Origin of the sequence: Arthrobacter alpinus (assembly GCF_900105965.1) — a bacterium.
In the GTDB taxonomy this organism is placed as follows: domain Bacteria; phylum Actinomycetota; class Actinomycetes; order Actinomycetales; family Micrococcaceae; genus Specibacter; species Specibacter alpinus.
Window position 1 is genome coordinate 3,513,258 of the sequence record NZ_FNTV01000001.1, and the last position, 18,261, is coordinate 3,531,518.

The window sequence follows — 18,261 nt, forward strand, 5'->3', positions numbered from 1 at the left end:
CGTCAGCTGGTTAGCTGGTCAACTTTGGGTTGCGCCGCCGCGGCGAGGCGCTTGTTGCGGGCAATAGAGGACAAGAAGGCGGCGGCGATGAACACTACACCGATGATGCCGGTGATGACCTCGTTGACCTCAATGCTGATAGTCAGAAGCAAGATGATGGATAGCGCGCCGATGGCCCAGTGCGCGCCGTGATCAAGGTATTCGTAGTCGTTCAGGGTGCCTTCGCGAACCAGGAAAACGGTTAGCGAGCGGACAAAGATGGCGCCGATCAAACCAAGGCCCAGGGCGATGATGATGGGATCGGAGGTAATGGCGAATGCGCCGATGACGCCGTCGAAGGAGAAGGACGCGTCAATAACTTCCAAGTACAGGAAGAGCATGAAGGCGGCCTTGCCCACGGCCTTTCCAACGCCCTTGGTGGGCTGCTTGTTGGATTTCTCAATGATTGCTTTCGCCTCGGCGTCGGTGTCTGCGGCGTCCGTGTCGCCGTCGCCGTCGACGTCGAAGAGCTCGCCCAGGCCGTTGACCAGCAGGTAGGTGACCATGCCCAGGATCCCGGAGATCAGGACGTCAACTTCCTTGCCGGGGCGAACCATGGTGGCCGAGACAACAAGGATGACCATGGCAATGGCCATGGATGCCCCGTGGAGGCGGCCAACGAATGCCAAGGGCTTTTCCAGGAATCCGAGCCAATGGATTTCGCGCTCTTCAAACATGAAGTCCAGGAACAGCATCAGCAGGAACACGCCACCAAATGCTGCAATCTGCGGGTGTGCGTCATGGAGCAGGTAGGCGTAGCTGCCTTCGGTGTGGATATCGCCCTTTTCCAGCGCCAGCTGGATGGCCTGCACCGGGTTGAGGTTGGCCGTGACGCCTACAATCAACAGCGGGAAGGCGATGCGCATCCCAACAACGGCAATCAAAATACCCACGGTCAGGAAGATTTTTTGCCAGAACGCGCTCATCTTCTCCAAGATGCGCGCGTTGACCACAGCGTTGTCAAAGCTCAGGCTGACTTCCAGAACACCGAGAATCGCGCACAGAATCAGCGCTTCGATGCCGCCATAGAAAAACGCGACAACCAGCGCCACGGCGGTGATCCCGAAGGACCATCCAAAAGTTTTCATGAACACGCGCTGACAAGCTCCTCAAGAGTTCCCCGGAGATACATGGGGGATGGGTGGTCGATGTGGGATTGTCCACACGCGGCCCGACGGCTCACGCGCGGATCGTTCAAACTCAATTATCTCCATTCACTCTATATATTCCTAATGGTTGGGGCACCGAAAAGGTTCCCCAATTCTCATTAAAGTGACCCTTCCATGCTGCCCTAAGTGGCCAAGAATGGGGGCGTGGAATTGGATTTTCACTACGGGGTGAATTAATGATGAAAAGAGGTGTTGACGCACCCACGTCATGAGGCCGTGATTAGGGGCACCAAGAACCGGGACACAGTATGGTCAGCGCAGGAGTAAGTTTGCGGCCCGCCGTTCAGGCGAGTGAATCTTCCCTCGAGTTGAGAGTTGGTTGATGGCTGCAGCTTCAATGGCGAATGGGGGCGCAATCATGACCGAGATTTCGTTGGATGCAAAGGGACAGATCAGGCTCGACATCCTGACCCAGTGGGCACTTGAGGCGGAAGTGGCCGGGCACCCGGTACCCGAACGCGTTGACCTTCAAGTCATTGCCCACACGAAGATTGTGGCAATCGAGGGAGCAGGCGCCGCACTCGTTCAACTCTGGGAGCCAACCATCAGCTGGATGCTCAAGCAGGCAGGGTTCGGGGTGATTGATCCATTCAGGCACCTGCCGGAGGAGCTACTCAAGCCGGTTGGCCACGCGACGCTGCCTGCCGCCGTCGTTCCGGTGGAGCTCGCTCCCGCTGCCGTCGTTTCCGATTCCGTGCCCGGGGGAAAAGCTCCGAACGCGGCGCCGGCGGCCAAGACACCCAAGTGGGAAACGGCGGCTCGGGAGCAGGTGCGGGATGCCATCAAGCGTTACATGAAGCCACTTGAGGCCCTGCGCGCCCGTGACGCCAATGAAGGCGATACCCGGCTCGTGGTGACCGACATTCTGTGTGAGGGATTGGACTATGACAAGTTTCGGGACCTGACCACCGAATACATGGTGCGCCAGGATTTTGCCGACTACGGCGTGCGGATCGACAAGCAGCTTGTGGCGTTTATTGAAGTCAAGCGGATCAGTCAGAAACTCAATGAACGCCATCTACGCCAGGTCCAGATGTACGCGGTGAATGAGGGCATTGAATGGATGGTCCTGACCAACGGCTCGGTATGGCAGGCCTATCATCTGACCGGTGGCCTGCCGGTGATCGTTAATATGGCCTTTGAAATTGACCTCCTGGGCCCGGCGTCGCTTGAGGAAAAGTCTGAGCTGATGTTCCTTTTGCATCGTGAAGCGCTCAAGCGGCGGCGCATAGATGAATCGTGGAAGCACCGTGCGGCCACCGAGCCTAAAGCCCTGTTGGAGCTCATTCTCTCCGAGGTCATGCTGGAGCAGATCCGCAAGGAAGTGAAGCGCCGAACTGGGATAACGACTACTCAAGAGGCGCTGGGTGAGGTCATTCGAACCGAGATCGTGGACCCCAAGCTCATCGCTAAAATTTACAAGAGCTGACACCACAAGCACCTAAAGTAGAGGGCATGACAACGCAAGAATTGACGCTGCCCAAGGCCGAACTCCACCTGCACATCGAGGGAACCCTTGAACCGGAACTGATTTTGGAGATGGCGGAGCGCAATGGAATCGTCCTGCCATTCCCGACGCTGGAGTCACTGCGTGCACAGTACGAGTTCACTGATCTGCAATCTTTCCTGAACCTGTACTACGCCAACATGGCTGTCCTGATCACCGAAGCCGACTTTGCCGACATGACACGTGCCTACCTGCGCCGAGCCCAAGCCGCAGGAGTTCGGCACGCCGAGATCATGTTTGATCCCCAGGCCCACCTGGCCCGTGGCGTTGAACTTACAACAGCTGTCGGCGGCATCGCGGCAGCCCTGGCTTCAAGCGAGGCCGATTTTGGCATCAGCACGGGGCTCATCGCCGCATTTCTGCGGGATGAATCGGAAGCCTCAGCCTTGGAGGTCCTCGAGGCTCTGCTAGCCATGGAGGCGCCGATCATCGGCATTGGCTTGGATTCTGCCGAGGTGGGGAATCCGCCGTCGAAGTTTGTCCGACTCTTTGAGCGTGCGAGGAAAGCAGGGCTTCACCTCGTCGCCCACGCTGGCGAGGAGGGACCGGCCAGCTACGTGACGGACGCCCTGGACCTGCTGGGTGTTGAGCGGATCGACCACGGAATTCGCTCAGTCGAAGATCCGGCCCTCGTGGCTCGGCTCGTTGCGGAGCAGGTGCCGCTAACTGTGTGCCCGCTGTCCAATGTGCGCCTGCGTGCGGTCAACACCCTGGCCGATCACCCCTTGCCACGCATGGTCGAGGCCGGCATGAACGTGTCAGTCAACTCTGACGACCCGGCCTACTTTGGTGGCTATGTTGGCACCAACTTTGCGGCGTTGGAGAAGGAATTTGCTTGGGGCGCCTCGGTTGCCCAGACGTTGGCCAGCAACTCCATCCGTTCATCGTTCGCCAGCGACGCCCGCAAGGGCGAAATGTTCGCTGAGCTCGATTCCTGGGTTGCCGCTCAGGGCTAGCCGTCGCCGAAGACGGGGTTGAACCGCACTTTCCGGGCGTCTCCTCCACGAAGACGGGGTCAACTCGCGAACCGCCCCACAAGATACGCCGTTCTCGCGGGTTGGCCCCGTCTTCGCGGTCGGCGACGCCGCGGCGTCCTCGCTAGGCCAGGGCGGAAAGCTGACGAGCGGCCGCGGTTACCGGGCCGATCTGTTCAATGAGCAGCACGGCTCCGAGTCCGCACATGATGATGCCGCTGGAGAGGGTTACGCCGCGGGCTGCACCGGGTCGCGAACGCAGCAGCTTTCGCGAGCCTGCGGCCACCAGTGTGTAGATAACGGCCGTTGACAGAACGAAGGACAGGCCGAGAATTGCCGATTGCAGCGGCACCGATAAGGCCGCATCGGTCTTGATGAACTGCGGGGTCAGGGCTACGAAGAGCAGCAGTCCCTTCGGATTGATGCTGCTGGTTCCGAATCCCTGCAGGAAGGATCCCCACGCCGAGCGGGAGGCGTCCGGGGCGGCGACCGTCCCAGCAGTGGTTGCAGTGGGAATTTCGCCGTTAGGCCCCACGGTTACGAAACCCGCTCCGCGCCAGGACTTGGTGGTCACGAACCCCAGCCACAGAAGGTAGATGGCGCCCGCTACGGTCAACCACAGCAGCAGGCTGGGGATAGCCGCCATGAGTGCGGCGATGCCCGCCGCCAGCAAGACCGTGTGCAGGACGTAGCCACTGCACAACCCAGCCACGGCGGGGACAAAGCTGCGACGCCCAAGGCCCGCAGCAATGGCGAATGCCCAGTCCGGACCTGGCGTGCAGGTCAAGGTGATGGCGACGATGAGGAATCCCGTGAGGGCCTGCGGTTCCATGATGCTCCTGCCGGGTTGTTGGGCTACGGCAAGCTTAGGGAAACATTTGCAAGAAGTGCTTACCTTTTTGACCCCGAATCCGGGCCGTGGCGATAAACTAATTGCGTGATTGATGCAATTGATAAAGAAATTTTGCGCACCCTCCAAAATGATGGACGCATGAGCGCCACGGCGCTTGCCGCGGAGATTGGGCTGACGGTTGCGCCGTGCCATCGCCGCCTGAAGGACTTGGAGGGCTCGGGTGTCATTAGCGGGTACCGGGCGATCGTGGATCCGGTGGCCGTGGGACTGGGTTTTGAGGCACTGGTCTTTGTCTCGTTGGCCCAGGTGGACCGCGCCACGATCGATGAATTCGAAGCCGAGGTGTCTGGCAATCGCCGCATTACATCCGCCCAGCGCCTTTTTGGCGATCCGGATTACATTCTGAAGGTCGTGACCAAGGATCTCGATGACTACCAAAAGTTTTACGACACCGAACTGACCAGTCTCCCGGGCGTTCTGCGCCTGCGCTCCACCTTGGTCATGAAGAATCTCAAGCCCAGCGCTGGCCTGCCGCTCTAGCTCCTGTCCTGCCAAATTCGCGTCGAAGTCAGGCGTAACAAGGCAGCCATTGTCCCTTGCAGGGACAGGAATTCGGCAACTTAGGGTGTGGTCAGTCCACATCATCCGCGTTTTGCCCTACAGTGGTGACCATGAAAATTGCGCTCTTTGCCACCTGCATCGTTGACGCCATGTATCCACGCACCGCACAGGCCACTGTGGCGATCCTGGAGCGGCTGGGGCACGAAGTTGTATTCCCTCCCGGGCAGGCCTGCTGCGGCCAGATGCACGTGAATTCCGGCTACTTCAAGGAAGCCCGTGCCGTTGTTGCCAACCATGTGCGGGCCTTTGACACGGAAGATTACGACGTCGCCGTGGCGCCTTCGGGGTCCTGCGTCGCCAGCGTGAAACACCAGCATGAGATGGTGGCGCGCCGCTGTGGTGATGCCAAGCTGGAAGCCCGGGCCGCCGCTGTTGGTGCCAAGACCTACGAACTGTCCCAGCTGCTGACTGACGTCCTGGGCATCACCAACGCCTCCGAGCAGCTGGGCTCCCACTTCCCGCACAAGGTCACCTACCACCCCAGCTGCCACGGCATGCGGCTGCTGCGCTTGGAAGACAGGCAACTGAACCTACTGGCCAGCGTTGGTGGAATTGAAATGGTGGAACTTCCCGAGGCTGATCAATGTTGCGGATTCGGCGGCACCTTCTCCATGAAGAACGCGGACGTTTCCAGTGCCATGAACGCAGACAAGGCAGCCAATATTTGTAGCACCGGCGCGGAGCTATGCTCCGGCGGCGACGCCAGCTGTCTCATGCACATTGGCGGTGGGCTTTCCCGGCAGGGGAGCGAGGTTGGGACCCTGCATTTCGCGGAGATCCTGGCCAGCACGCTCGAAGAGCCAGCCGCCGTCAATGGCTCAGTCAAACTGGCAGGGAGCAAGCGATGAGCAACAACACCTTTCTGGGCATGCCCGCCCTCCCCGTCTACGGCCATGGCAACCTCAACGCCACCGAACCGTTCCCCAAGGCCGCGCACCGCGAACTGGCCAACACCCAGCTGCGAGCCAACCTGGGCCATGCAACCCACACCATCAGGGACAAGCGCCTGAAAGTTGTGGCGGAGCTGTCCGACTGGGAGGACATGCGCAACGCCGGAAGTGCCATCAAGGACGCCACCATGGCGAACTTGCCAGCCCTGCTGGAGCAGTTCGAGGCCAACTTCACAGCCCGTGGCGGAATCATTCACTGGGCCCGCGATGCCCAGGAGGCCAACGAGATTGTCACCGCCCTGATCCGGGAAACCGGGGAAACCGAGGTGGTCAAGGTCAAATCCATGGCCACCCAAGAAATCGGCCTCAACGAATACCTGGAAGAGCAGGGCATCGCCGCCTACGAGACCGACCTGGCCGAGCTTATTGTGCAGCTTGACCACGACAAGCCCAGCCACATCCTGGTCCCTGCCATCCACAAGAACCGCAGTCAGGTCCGTGAGATCTTCCTGCGCGAAATGCCTGTGGTGGATCCGAATCTTACGGATGAGCCGGCCCGCCTGGCCGAGGCCGCGCGCAAGCACCTGCGCAAGAAGTTCCTCTCCGCCAAGGTGGCAGTCTCCGGGGCCAACTTTGGCCTGGCTGACACGGGCACGCTGACAGTGGTTGAATCCGAAGGCAACGGCCGCATGTGCCTGACCCTGCCGGAAACCCTCATCACCGTCATGGGCATTGAAAAGCTGCTGCCCACCTGGAGCGACCTCGAGGTGTTCATGCAGCTGCTGCCGCGCTCCTCCACGGGTGAACGCATGAACCCGTACACTTCGCTGTGGACGGGCGTCACCCCCGGTGACGGCCCGCAGAACGTGCACCTGGTCATGCTGGACAACGGCCGGGCCGCAGCCCTGGCCGATGAATACGGCCGAACGGCGCTAAATTGCATACGCTGCTCGGCATGTATGAATGTTTGCCCCGTGTACGAGCGCACCGGCGGACACGCCTACGGCTCCACCTACCCGGGCCCCATTGGCGCCATCCTGTCCCCACTCATGACGGGCATCAAGAGCGAAGAAAACAGTTCGCTGCCTTACGCCTCCTCACTGTGCGGCGCCTGCTTTGACGCCTGCCCCGTGAAAATCAACATCCCCGAAATCCTTGTCCACCTGCGCGGCGAGGACGTGGATTCCAAGCGCGCCAAGCTCAAGGTGCCCTCCCAGATGGACCTCATGATGAAGGGGGCCGAGTGGGCATTTTCCAGCGGATCGCACCTGAACCTGTTGGAAAAAGGTCTGCCCCTGGGAAAGCTTGCAGCCGGGCGCAGCAAGGTCATCAAGAAGCTACCGGGCATCGCCGCCGGCTGGACGCAGAGCCGGGACATTCCAGCCCCGCCCGCCCAATCGTTCCGCACGTGGTGGGACAAGGAACACAAGCCGGGTGCCGCCGTCGTGCCGGCTTCCACAAATAGTGAAGGGGAGCAGCCGTGAGCGCCCGCGAGGACATCATGAACAGGATCAAGTCGGCCCTGCGCGACGCCCCGGGGACCCCCGAGGTGCCCCGGGACTACCGCCGGAGTTCAGACATGACGGCGGAGCAGCGGCTCGATCAGCTCGTGGACCGGTTGGTGGATTACAAGGCCAACGTGTTTGTCACGCCCGCCGCGGAGGTGCCCGCCAAGTTGGCTGAACTGCTGGCCGGCAGCTCCTCGATTGTGGTGCCGCACGGACTGCCCCAAGAGTGGCTTTCCGAGGTGAAGAACGACGCCGGGACGCTGGTAGTGCACGTCGACTCACCGGATACGCGCCTTGCCACCGCCGAGCTGGATGCCGTGGAGGCCGTGGTGACGGCAGCGGCGGTGGCAGTGTCGGAGACGGGCACCATCATGCTCGACGGCAGTGCCGATCAGGGCAGGCGAGTGATCTCGCTGGTCCCGGACAGGCACATCTGCATCCTGCGTTCGGAACAAATCGTGGAGGTGCTTCCGGAGGCGATTGCTCGGCTGGAAGCAACGCGACCACAGACCTGGATCAGCGGGCCCAGTGCCACGAGTGATATTGAGCTGGAACGCGTCGAGGGCGTCCATGGTCCGCGCACGCTGGACGTCATCATCCTGACGTAGCGGTCCACCCCAAAGGTTCCCAAGTTTCGCCTGCCGTGGAAACATGGCTGGCATGAGGTCTTCGGAGTTGTTGGTGGATGCATTTGGCAGGATCGACACGATCGTTTTGGGTGTCTTGGACGGGCTGGACGCGGACGCGATGAATTGGCGCCCCAGTGGAACAGGTAACTCCATCGGGTGGCTGGTGTGGCATTTGTGCCGCATACAGGACGAGCAAATTGCTGATGCAGCTGGTACGGAATCGGTGTGGCGTGTCGGTGAATATGCCGAGCGCTTTGGGTTGGAGCTTAGTCCGGCCGACACGGGCTACGGGCACTCTGCCCATCAGGTTGACGCTGTTCGCTTCGCGTCAACCGTGCTGCTGGAGAATTACCACGACGCGGTGCTGGCGCGGAGTCTTGAATTTGCCGGTGCCCTTGAGGATTCCGATCTGGACAGGGTTGTGGATACTCGATGGGACCCTCCAGTAACTCTTGGCGTTCGGCTCGTCAGCATCATCGACGACTGTGCCCAGCATGGCGGACAAGCCAGCTATGTCAGGGGCCTTTCCGAAGCGCTGCCAAAACGTTCCCAGGACCGACTGCCGTTGCTATGACGGTGCATCAGTCGAAGTTCATTCCGGCATCGGCTCCCATGGTCAGGGTGGTGCTGGCGCCGTCGAGCTGTTCTCGGATGATGTCCGCATGCCCGCTGTGTTGGGCCGTTTCACGCAGAATGTGCAGCAAGATTCTGCGCACCGTCCAATACTCCCGTCCGGACTGCCATGGTGCACTGGGCAGCGGAATCAGGAGGTCAAGATCCTCGATCGAGGCAATCGCCTCGGCCGTGGTGTTCGCCCCGGCTTGGTAGTTTTGCAGCAACTTCTCAAAAGTTTCCTCGGGATGCACAGTATGGGATTCCAGGCCCTCGTCCATGTTGAAGACCGCGTCTTCATCGGCTTCCTGGAGGGTCTTGATCCAGCTGGCCTCTACTGAAGCAACGTGTTTGACCAGGCTGCCTAGGGTTAGCTGGCTTGTGGTGCTGCGGGTCCGGGATTGTTCTTCTGAGATGCCGCGCATAGGGATGAGAAATGTGTTGCGTTGATCTGCCAGCATCGCGACAATGTCGACGAGCTCACCGGTGGACGGTTTGGAGGTTATATCCATGATGGGTTCCTTTGTGGCTCCAGAATTGGTCCGGGAGGGGATCCTCGCGTGCAGTTCAAGCCTTGGCGGATGTGGAGTGGCTTCACCACCCAAACTAGACGGCACCGGATGTGGGCGGCAAGGGTTGATGGATGCTTAGGCGCCTCGGCCTACTTTTCCCAGGGTGCCTTGAATGGAAAATACTTCTCCAGAAAGTCTGTGACGATTTCACGTCGCCGCGATGGGCTGGCATCGCCATTGCTGCCGTCATTCAGGCATAGGAAATCGGCGCTTCGTTGGGCCAGGATCCGTTCAAGCGAGGCCAATCCGGCAGTGTTGGAGGTGTCGACATAGATGCCCTTGCCATCCTTTTGCATGACGGCTCGGCCGGTCAGCAGGGCGTAGTAATGGTAAAGCGAGTTGGTCACGGAGATATTGCTGGCGGCCCTAAAGGTGCTGGCCGCAGTGGCGGAAAATTCCGGCGTGAATTCTTGTTCCAGTTCCCTCAGTACGGATCTGCGCAGCGGTGCGGCGCTGTGTTCCAGATGATGCGTGGTGAAGGCCCCGAAACGGTCCCACAAGAGCTTGCGGTTGACGCGGGCTGAGTTCTCAAAGCCGCTCCGCTCGGCCTCGTTTTCACCAAGGCCAATCCTGTTGGGCGAAAGCATGAAGCGGGTGATTCCGCCTGCAGTAAAGAACATATCCGGGGAGATGGGCCGGCCAAAGAACATGTCGTCATTGGAATATAAGAAGTGTTCGGACAAGCCCTCAATATGATGCAATTGCGATTCCACTGCCATGGAGTTGTGCGTTGGCAGCACTGAAGCATCCGCAAAATGCTCCTGGCTGCGCACCAGAGTGACCCTAGGGTGAGCTGCCAGCCAAGCTGGCGCGGGGGAGTCCGTGGCAATGAAGATGCGCCTGACCCACGGGGCAAACATATACACGGAACGTAACGCATATTTCAACTCATCAACCTGACGGAAGCGTGATTCATGATCGTCGCCGTCGCCAAGAACTGCATCTGCTTCAAGGGCCCGCCGGGCTTGTTGGTACTCGGCGCTGCTGCCGTCCACCCAGGAAAAAACCATGTCAATGTCAAAGCGGATATCAAAGACATGGTCGATGAACATGTTCTCGATGGTGGGCCAATGGAGTCCGTAAAGTTCAACCGAGCTGCGGGCGGCATCCGTGCGGTCGATCCTGCGCCGGGTGAGTGAATTTTCCAGTGGCAGATCGATCTCGTCTTCGGAAAAGGACCAGAGCTCGAGCTGGACGCCCCACGCCGCGCCAAAGTAGAGGCCACCCACCGGGTCCACCCGCGGCCGGAACAGCCGCATGATGCGCGTCTTGGTCGATCTGGCCAATGACCCGTCAGCCAGCAGCACGGTGGACTTCCTGGTGTCGACGCTGCGGGCATAGAACGGTTCATTGTCGAATCCCTCCGCCAGCGCCCGCTGGAGATCCTCACGCAACAACGCGTCAATGGCCAGCACGGGGCGAAGATCGTTCCCGCGCACCAAGAGATAGTCGATCGAATGCTCTTCGAGGATGCTCCGAATGGAGAGGAGGTCGGCCACCATGGCTTCATGCGGTGTCTGTGGTGCACTCCGGGCACCAAAACGGGCAGCGCCATTGACCAGCGCCAACCTCCCTCGGTGTAAAACCACATCTTCCCGAGCCAGAATTGCTTCCGCCCCCGGTGACATCTCCAAGGGCCTGTGGAGATGCGACGAGCCCTTGGAGCGGCGACTGGGTGGCGTGGACAAGGCGGCCTCCTGTTCGGCTCGGGTGGACGCGTGGGTTGACCAGCTGCTACTGGCTATTGCTGGCGGCGCGCTTTCGATTGAAGAGCAGGGCAACAGCGATCCCGGCCAGCCAGAAGTCCTTGGCCAGAGGTGTGCCGGCAACCGTTGGGCGGACCCCGTCGGCCTCGGTCATGCCCGGCGTCTTGAGGTAGGTGGCAACAAGGCCGCCAGAAAAGGCGCCCAGGGCCAGCCCGGCGAGGCGGCTGGGAATGAATGGTGTGAGGATCAGGGCGCCGAGGCCGATCTCGGAGTAGCTTAGGTACTTGCCAAATTGTTCAGGCTTCAGATGGCCCACCTGCGGGATTGCGCGTTGGGCCATTTCCTGTAAGCCGGCTGCGTGTTCCGCCGGAAGGTTGAGTTTGTTGATGCCGGAGTTGAGGATGAACCCTCCCGAGACAAGGCGAAGTGCTGCGTTGCTGATGCTGAATCCCATGGTGAACTCCCGTGCGTCGTGGCGGCGATTGTTGTTTCAGCCTAGGGTTGCGAACCAGTCATGGCTAGTCCCGTGGCCCCAGCGTCGCGGCGAGTCCCGCGATTATTGCCTTTAGGCCCACTTCAAACGCCGCGTCGGCGTCATTTCGCGTGGCAGCGCGTGCACCTCGACGTTCGACGGCGGAGCTGAAGTTTGGCGCCTGGGGTGCCAGTTCGCCGGCGTCGAAGATATTGGCTGGGGCATTGACGTCGTAGGCGGATCCGTAGATGAACGATTCCAGTGCCACCACGGCGTCGATGACCGATTCTGGTGGCCAGCCCGCCGCTAAGAATCCTACGGTGACAGCCTCATACATCGTGACGGTTGCCGGGGCATTGGTGACCGGCAGCAGTGCAATGACGGGTATCAGCGGCAAGTGTGAGGCGAAGACGTCCCGGTAGGATCGCGCCCAGGTGCTTACGGCTGTTTCCCAAGGTTCCAGCGCGAAGGCGGAAACGTCCACGCGGCCCATGAGGTGGTCCTCCACGAGCAGCAGTACGTCCTGCTTGGACTGCACGTGGTTGTACAGGGCCGAAGGTGCCACGTTCAATGACCTCGCAAGCGCCGCCATGGTCAGCCCTTTGTAGCCGTCGTGGCTGACCAGCTTCAGCGCAGCCTTGGTGATCCGGGCGGAGCTGAGCAGTGCCCGCGGCGGGCGACCTGCCCGGCGTCGTGCTTGTGCGTGCGGCTCTACGGGCTCGGCCAAGGCCAGCTCCCCTTTCCGGCGCAAACAAGGCGCAAGATTTTTCGGTCAGCCCTTTACGGGCGGTGGTGATGTCCATTACAGTCTATTCTAAATGAACGACATTCATTTAGTGAAGCGGGTCACCAATGCTTCGCATGAGAGGGAAACATGACATCGGCAGGAAATCAGTCAATCGACCGCGACGTCGTCATCATCGGCGCCGGACCGTCAGGGCTGACCGCAGCCCGCGAGCTGAAAAAGGCCGGCCTGAGCGTGGCCGTCATCGAGGCGCGCGATCGTGTTGGCGGGCGCACCTGGTCCAACACGATCGACGGCGCCTGGCTTGAAATTGGCGGCCAGTGGGTCTCGCCAGACCAGACCGCGCTGATCGGACTCCTCGGGGAGCTCGGCCTTGACACGTACCCCCGCTACCGCGACGGCGACAGCGTCTACGTTGCCCCCGACGGCACCCGCACCCGCTACACGGGCGAGATGTTCCCCGTCTCCGCGGACACCGAAGCGGCCATGAACAAGCTCATCGACACCCTCGACGCACTCGCGGCCCTCATGGACCCCGAAAAGCCCTGGGACCACCCGCAGGCCCGCGAACTCGACATCATTTCCTTCCACCACTGGCTGCGCACCCAGTCCAGCGACGAGGAGGCCTGCAACAACATTGGCCTGTTCATCGCCGGCGGCATGCTCACCAAGCCGGCCCACGCCTTCTCCGCGTTGCAGGCCGTGTTCATGGCCTCCTCGGCGGGTTCCTTCTCCAACCTGGTGGATGACAACTTCATCCTCGACAAGCGCGTTGTGGGCGGCATGCAGGGCGTCTCGCTCGCCATTGCCGCTGAACTGGGCGAGGACGTCATCCTGAACTCTCCGGCCCGAACCGTCCGTTGGGAAGAGAACGACGGCGGCTACCGCGCCACCGTGATTGCCGACGGCGCCACCGTCACCGCCAAGCGCGTGGTCATGGCCGTGCCGCCAAACCTGTACAGCCGCGTGTCCTTTGACCCGCCGCTGCCGCGTCGCCAGCACCAGATGCACCAGCACCAGTCGCTGGGCCTGGTCATCAAGGTCCACGCCGTCTACGACACCCCGTTCTGGCGTGCAGACGGCCTCTCCGGCACCGGCTTCAGCGCCTCCTCTCTGGTCCAGGAGGTGTACGACAACACCAACCACGAGGACCCCCGCGGCACACTCGTTGGCTTTATCTCCGACGAAAAGGCCGACTACGCCTTCACTCTCACAGCCGAGCAGCGCAAGAAGGAAATCACGGCCTCCCTGGCCGAATTCCTCGGCGACGCCGCGGCAGAACCGGTTGTCTATTACGAATCCGACTGGGGCTCCGAAGAATGGACACGAGGCGCCTACGCCTCCAGCTACGACCTCGGCGGCCTGCACCGCTACGGCCCCGACCAGCTCACCCCCGTTGGACCCATCCACTGGTCCTGCTCCGACCTCGCCGCCGAGGGCTACCAGCACGTTGACGGCGCAGTCCGCATGGGCCAGTTCACCGCCGCGAAGCTGATCGCAGAGCTGGGGTAACACCGTGGGCATGGGCGGCAGTCCGGCATTTTTCCGGCGACTATCCGACGCGTCGGCCGCGGGCGGCCCTTGGCGTCTCCTTTACGTCGCCTACAAAAAATGCCGGCACTGCAGCCCCAGCCATAATCTGCCAGCTGCGGGCGGGTGGGCCACGGAGCGGGGATGGATTTTCAAGGTCGCTCAGCGACCGAGGAAATCTTACTGCCCGCGAGTGACCCGGCCGTTCGCAGCCGGGACAAGCACCATGACACAGACGTCCTGAGGAGGACCCTATGCGGTATGTAGTTGGATATGCGGCCAATGCCCGTGGCGGCGATGCCGTCAACCTGGCCGTGGCGCTGGCCCGCAGGCAGGGTGCTTCCCTGGATTTGGTGATGGTGATGCCCGAGGATTCGCCCTACAACGGGGTTTATCCGCCTGTGGCCGGGTTTGGTGACATTCTGGCCGAGCAGATTTCACATTGGATCGATGAGGGGCTGGCCTTAGTCCCGGACGACGTCCCGGCACAGGCCCACATTCGCCGCGGAGAATCAGAGGCGGAAGCCCTGATAGCTGCTGCCGAGGAATTGGGGGCTGAGCTGCTGGTCATCGGGGCCAGCAGCTCAGGATTGTTCAAGCGCTTCTCCATCGGCTCTGTGGCCAGCGCCCTGCTGCACGCCGCCACGGTTCCTGTGGTGCTGGCCCCTTCGGGCTATAGCCGCACGGATCCCATCACGCGCCTGACCTGCGCGCTTGGTACCCGGGCCGGGGCTGAAGACGTGCTGCGCACCGGGCTCGAGATGGCCAAACGCCGTTGCCTGCCACTGCGGCTCGTCTCGCTCGTAGCCCTGGGCCAAGGTGATGCAACAGCCAGTATCGAGGAAGCGCGCGCCCATCTGCGCAGCGTTGCGGAAGCCAGCCAAGGCCTGGCCGCGGCCGACCTCGACAAACCCGAGATCGACGTCGTTGTTGGTCATGGGCGGACCATTGAGGACGCTGTGGACGGGCTGAATTGGAAGAAGGGCGAGATCCTGCTGATTGGCTCCAGCCGCCTGGCCCAGAACAAATCCATCTTCTTGGGCAGCACCGCCAACCGAATCCTGCGGGCCCTGCCAGTTCCCATGATTGTGGTGCCCCGCAATTTTGAATTCCCTACCAACGAGGTGACGAAGTGAGCACACCAAAAACGGCCGTGAATGCCGCTGATCGTGGCTTGAGCGAAAAGGGCCTGAAGGCCGGGTCGGTGGGGCTGATTGGCGCCGTCGTGATTGGCGTTTCCTGCATCGCCCCGGCCTACACGCTGACCGCCGCGCTAGGGCCAACAGTTTCTGAGGTGGGCGTGCACCTGCCGGCCATTTTCATTGTGGGGTTCATCCCCATGCTGTTGGTGGCGTTGGGCTATAGGGAACTGAACAACGCCATGCCGGACGCCGGAACGTCCTTCACCTGGGCATCGCGCGCCTTTGGCCCTTGGATTGGCTGGATGGGCGGGTGGGGCCTCATTGCCGCCACCATCATTGTGCTGTCGAACCTGGCCGCAGTAGCCGTCGACTTCTTCTACTTGATGCTCGCGCAAATCTTCAGCAACGATTCCCTGGCAGACCTGACAACTGTGCTGCCGCTGAACATCGCCACCACTTTGGTCTTCATCGCTGGGGCCTGTTGGATTTCCTACAGGGGAATGGAAACCACCAAGACGTTCCAGTACGTTTTGGTGGCGTTCCAACTCTTGGTGCTGGGCTGGTTTGCCATCGCAGCCTTCGCCCATGTTGCCAATGGCACGGCCTTTGATGCCACAACCATCACGGCCGACTGGTTCAACCCCTTTGCCGTTGAATCGTTCTCTCAGTTTGCGGCGGGTGTTTCCCTCTCGATCTTCATTTTCTGGGGATGGGATGTCACCTTGACCATGAATGAGGAAACCAAAAATCCCGAGAAGACCCCGGGCCGTGCAGCCACCGTAACGATCCTCGTCATCATGGCCATCTACATGACGGTGTCTCTGGCCACGTTGGCGTTTGCCGGTATTGGCACCGAGGGGCTGGGCGCCGGAAACCCGGAAAACCAAGGCAGCATTTTCGCTGTCCTGGCCGGACCGGTCATGGGCCCGTTCGCGATTCTGATGTCCCTGGCCATCTTGAGCTCGTCGGCGGCGTCCCTGCAGTCGACCTTCGTGTCGCCGGCTCGGACCTTGTTGTCCATGGGGCACTACCGCGCCTTGCCCAAGAGCTTCGGCAAGATCAGTCCCACGTACAAGTCACCGAGCTACGCAACCATCGCAGCAGCAGTCGCAGCGGCAGCTTTTTATGTGATTACCCGCACGCTCTCGGAAAATGCCCTCTGGGACACCATCACAGCCCTGGGCATGATGATTTGTTTCTACTACGGCATCACGGCGCTGGCCTGCGTTTGGTACTTCCGCGCAGAGGCATTCCGTGGAGCCCGCAATTTCTTCTTCAAGTTCCTGGCACCACTTGTGGGTGGGGTCATCTTGTTGGTCATGTTCTTCAAGACCGCCTACGACTCCATGGATCCTGATTACGGCTCGGGCTCCAACATTGGTGGTCTAGGCCTGGTCTTTATCCTCGGCGCAGGGGTGATCCTGCTTGGCGTGGTTCTGATGTTGATCATGAACTGGCGCCATCCGGAATTCTTCAAGGGCCAGGTGCTCAGCCGGGCCAGCCAGATCTACAACCCGTAACGGGCCATACGGAAAATGCCGCCGTTCGTGCTAAATGCCGCCGTTGCAACGGCGGCATTTAGCACGAACAGCGGCATTTTTGCCGTACGTGGGTTTAGCTCTGCGGGCGGCGAGCTGCTTCGCGCTCTTTCGCCAGCTGGGCCTCGGCGCGGGCCTTGGCGTGAACGGCGCGTTCCTCAACCAACCACGCAGGGGGTGCCTGCAGCAGTGCGGTGATGTCCGCACTGGTGAGCGGCTCGGTGATGTTGGACCGGTTCAGGCCGCCAATGGAGATGTTCAACTTCTGCGCAATGACGGGGCGCGGGTGCGGTCCGTTGCGGCGCAGATCCTCCAGCCAGGCCGGCGGAGTTTCCTGCAAAACCTTGAATTCCTCCCGGCTGATCGCGTTCTCTTGGAATTCCACGGGAGCTGCGGGCAGGTGGATGCCCAGCTTCTTGGCCGCGGTGGCGGATTTCATTGCTTGGGGGGAAGGTTTAATGCTCATATCTCTAAGGGTACCGGTGCGCGCGCGGTAGTTTAGGGCAAAAGGGTGCGTTAGGGTAAACAGGTGTCTGAATCCCGCGAACTTACAGTGACCTTTGTCCCGGGTGTGACCCCCGGAAAGTGGATCCACCGCTGGGAGGAGCGCATGCCCGGCGTGCCCCTCGTGGCGAAGCCGGTTCCCGAATCCCACCAGCTGGATGCCGTGCGCGCCGGCGAGGTCAATATGGCGTTCGTGCGCCTGCCAGTGGACAAGACTGGATTGCACGTGATTCCCCTCTATGAGGAACTCTCCGTTGTAGTGGCACCCAAGGACCATCCCATCGCGGCGTTTGACGAGCTCGCCGTGGAAGACCTGGCGGACGAATACCTTCTCGCCGACCCGGATGATTTCCCGGAATGGCGGGATATTTCCACCGAAATCGCGGCCGGAACCCGCAAGCCATTGCCGCCCATGGCCTCGATAGAGGAAGCCTTGAACCTAGTTGAAGCCGGCCTTGGCATCCTCATTCTGCCCATGTCCGTGGGTCGCCATTTCAGCCGCAAGACCCTGCGCTCGCGACTGCTTCATGGCGTGGCGCAGACCACCGTCGCGTTGGCCTGGATCGACTCTTTCTACCCACTGCCTGAAGAAGACGAAGCTGTCATTCAGGAGTTTGTCGGTGTAGTCCGCGGCCGCAGCGCCAACAGCTCCCGCCAGCCTTCCGTTCAGGCCAAGCAGGATGCTGCCCCCAAAAAGGGTGCCAAAGTTGCCAAAGGTTCGACGCCGGCCCGCACCGCTGCGGGCAAGGGCAAGTCTGCTGGTTCCAATCTGCGCGGAGGCGGTCGCCCCGGCGGCAAGGCCAGGGCGCAAAAGCGCGGCCGCCGCTAAGTGCGGCACAACTTGAACAACAAAAACGCCGGTTCCGCATCATGCGGAAACCGGCGTTTTTTGTTGGGACACTGGGCCCACAACTCCGAGGGCCCCCAATGCCGGGTCGCTAGCGACCCGGCATTGGGAGGAGTTGGTGATCAGTGTGCAGAGGTGTCGATCTGCTGCTGCTTCTGCTTGTTCACCAAGGTCTTGACCTGGCCAAGATCGGAAACAACGTTGGCCAGCTGCTTCTTGGAGGTGGGCCACTGGCTTCCCTTGAAGTTGTTGGCGTCGGGGCCTTCCCAGCGAACAGACTGAGCCTTGCTGTCCAGGGTCGACATCACCTGGGTGATCTGATCGATCGCCTGTCCAAGCTTGGAGACCAAATCCGCCATGTCTGCGGGATCGTTACCAATCATTCCACCTGCCATGATGCACA

At 61.0% G+C, this 18,261-nt stretch carries 19 protein-coding genes; 11 read left to right on the top strand and 8 right to left on the bottom strand.

The genetic code is table 11. The annotated features are described in order from the left end of the window. Window positions 1–2: 2 nt before the first annotated feature. Window positions 3–1,127, bottom strand: a complete 1,125-nt coding sequence (locus BLV41_RS16015) for a DUF475 domain-containing protein (RefSeq protein WP_342028219.1) — start codon at window positions 1,125–1,127, stop codon at window positions 3–5. A 439-nt stretch (window positions 1,128–1,566) separates the two neighbouring features. Between BLV41_RS16015 and BLV41_RS16020 the strand changes: the two genes are divergently transcribed. Together BLV41_RS16020 and BLV41_RS16025 are read left to right on the top strand one after the other, a co-directional pair. Next, window positions 1,567–2,637 carry a type I restriction enzyme HsdR N-terminal domain-containing protein gene (locus BLV41_RS16020; protein ID WP_170835488.1) on the top strand — a complete coding sequence of 357 codons (1,071 nt, stop codon included), beginning with the start codon at window positions 1,567–1,569 and terminating at the stop codon, window positions 2,635–2,637. Window positions 2,638–2,663: 26 nt separating this feature from the next. After that, window positions 2,664–3,671, top strand: a complete 1,008-nt coding sequence (locus tag BLV41_RS16025; protein ID WP_074712461.1) for an adenosine deaminase — start codon at window positions 2,664–2,666, stop codon at window positions 3,669–3,671. A 142-nt stretch (window positions 3,672–3,813) separates the two neighbouring features. On the opposite strand, the gene BLV41_RS16030 is transcribed toward BLV41_RS16025, so the two are convergent. After that, a complete protein-coding gene (locus BLV41_RS16030) occupies window positions 3,814–4,521 on the bottom strand; it encodes a LysE family translocator (RefSeq protein WP_074712462.1) in 708 nt (235 codons plus the stop codon). A gap of 105 nt (window positions 4,522–4,626) precedes the next feature. Between BLV41_RS16030 and BLV41_RS16035 the strand changes: the two genes are divergently transcribed. From BLV41_RS16035 to BLV41_RS16055, 5 genes are all read left to right on the top strand, one after another. After that, the gene (locus tag BLV41_RS16035; protein WP_074712463.1) at window positions 4,627–5,082 is read left to right on the top strand and encodes an Lrp/AsnC family transcriptional regulator; all 456 of its coding nucleotides are present in this window, start codon (window positions 4,627–4,629) and stop codon (window positions 5,080–5,082) included. Window positions 5,083–5,213: 131 nt separating this feature from the next. Beyond that, window positions 5,214–6,011, top strand: coding sequence for a (Fe-S)-binding protein (locus BLV41_RS16040; RefSeq protein ID WP_074712464.1), 798 nt, complete (start codon window positions 5,214–5,216; stop codon window positions 6,009–6,011). Next, the gene (locus BLV41_RS16045; RefSeq protein ID WP_074712465.1) at window positions 6,008–7,537 is read left to right on the top strand and encodes a LutB/LldF family L-lactate oxidation iron-sulfur protein; all 1,530 of its coding nucleotides are present in this window, start codon (window positions 6,008–6,010) and stop codon (window positions 7,535–7,537) included. The genes BLV41_RS16040 and BLV41_RS16045 overlap by 4 nt, the downstream gene beginning before the upstream one ends. Next, complete coding sequence (locus BLV41_RS16050) at window positions 7,534–8,169, top strand: LutC/YkgG family protein (protein ID WP_244516940.1); 636 nt, start codon at window positions 7,534–7,536, stop codon at window positions 8,167–8,169. Before BLV41_RS16045 ends, BLV41_RS16050 begins: the two co-directional genes overlap by 4 nt. A gap of 52 nt (window positions 8,170–8,221) precedes the next feature. Further along, a complete protein-coding gene (locus BLV41_RS16055; protein WP_074713387.1) occupies window positions 8,222–8,764 on the top strand; it encodes a mycothiol transferase in 543 nt (180 codons plus the stop codon). A gap of 7 nt (window positions 8,765–8,771) precedes the next feature. Here the strand turns inward: BLV41_RS16055 and BLV41_RS16060 are convergent, their stop codons facing one another. The 4 genes from BLV41_RS16060 to BLV41_RS16075 form a co-directional block, all read right to left on the bottom strand. Then, complete coding sequence (locus BLV41_RS16060) at window positions 8,772–9,314, bottom strand: DinB family protein (protein WP_074712466.1); 543 nt, start codon at window positions 9,312–9,314, stop codon at window positions 8,772–8,774. A gap of 149 nt (window positions 9,315–9,463) precedes the next feature. Further along, on the bottom strand, window positions 9,464–11,002 hold the full coding sequence (locus tag BLV41_RS16065; RefSeq protein WP_083360833.1) for a stealth family protein: 1,539 nt from the start codon (window positions 11,000–11,002) through the stop codon (window positions 9,464–9,466). Window positions 11,003–11,108: 106 nt separating this feature from the next. Beyond that, a complete protein-coding gene (locus BLV41_RS16070) occupies window positions 11,109–11,534 on the bottom strand; it encodes a DoxX family membrane protein (protein WP_074712468.1) in 426 nt (141 codons plus the stop codon). A 64-nt stretch (window positions 11,535–11,598) separates the two neighbouring features. After that, window positions 11,599–12,279, bottom strand: coding sequence for a TetR/AcrR family transcriptional regulator (locus tag BLV41_RS16075; protein ID WP_244516941.1), 681 nt, complete (start codon window positions 12,277–12,279; stop codon window positions 11,599–11,601). 147 nt (window positions 12,280–12,426) lie between these two features. Here BLV41_RS16075 and BLV41_RS16080 point away from each other — a divergent pair, with 147 nt between their 5' ends. The 3 genes from BLV41_RS16080 (at window position 12,427) to BLV41_RS16090 (ending at window position 16,489) form a co-directional block, all read left to right on the top strand. Beyond that, complete coding sequence (locus tag BLV41_RS16080; RefSeq protein WP_074712469.1) at window positions 12,427–13,809, top strand: flavin monoamine oxidase family protein; 1,383 nt, start codon at window positions 12,427–12,429, stop codon at window positions 13,807–13,809. Between the two features lie 272 nt (window positions 13,810–14,081). Continuing rightward, window positions 14,082–14,963 (top strand): universal stress protein, encoded by an 882-nt coding sequence (locus tag BLV41_RS16085; RefSeq protein WP_074712470.1) that lies wholly within the window; start codon window positions 14,082–14,084, stop codon window positions 14,961–14,963. After that, on the top strand, window positions 14,960–16,489 hold the full coding sequence (locus BLV41_RS16090; RefSeq protein ID WP_074712471.1) for an APC family permease: 1,530 nt from the start codon (window positions 14,960–14,962) through the stop codon (window positions 16,487–16,489). The genes BLV41_RS16085 and BLV41_RS16090 overlap by 4 nt, the downstream gene beginning before the upstream one ends. Window positions 16,490–16,583: 94 nt before the next feature. Here the strand turns inward: BLV41_RS16090 and BLV41_RS16095 are convergent, their stop codons facing one another. Continuing rightward, the gene (locus BLV41_RS16095; RefSeq protein ID WP_170835527.1) at window positions 16,584–16,946 is read right to left on the bottom strand and encodes a DUF5997 family protein; all 363 of its coding nucleotides are present in this window, start codon (window positions 16,944–16,946) and stop codon (window positions 16,584–16,586) included. A gap of 90 nt (window positions 16,947–17,036) precedes the next feature. Here BLV41_RS16095 and BLV41_RS16100 point away from each other — a divergent pair, with 90 nt between their 5' ends. After that, on the top strand, window positions 17,037–17,840 hold the full coding sequence (locus BLV41_RS16100) for a substrate-binding domain-containing protein (protein WP_074712472.1): 804 nt from the start codon (window positions 17,037–17,039) through the stop codon (window positions 17,838–17,840). Window positions 17,841–17,980: 140 nt separating this feature from the next. Here the strand turns inward: BLV41_RS16100 and BLV41_RS16105 are convergent, their stop codons facing one another. Further along, complete coding sequence (locus tag BLV41_RS16105) at window positions 17,981–18,253, bottom strand: WXG100 family type VII secretion target (RefSeq protein WP_058945648.1); 273 nt, start codon at window positions 18,251–18,253, stop codon at window positions 17,981–17,983. Between the last annotated feature and the right edge of the window lie 8 nt (window positions 18,254–18,261).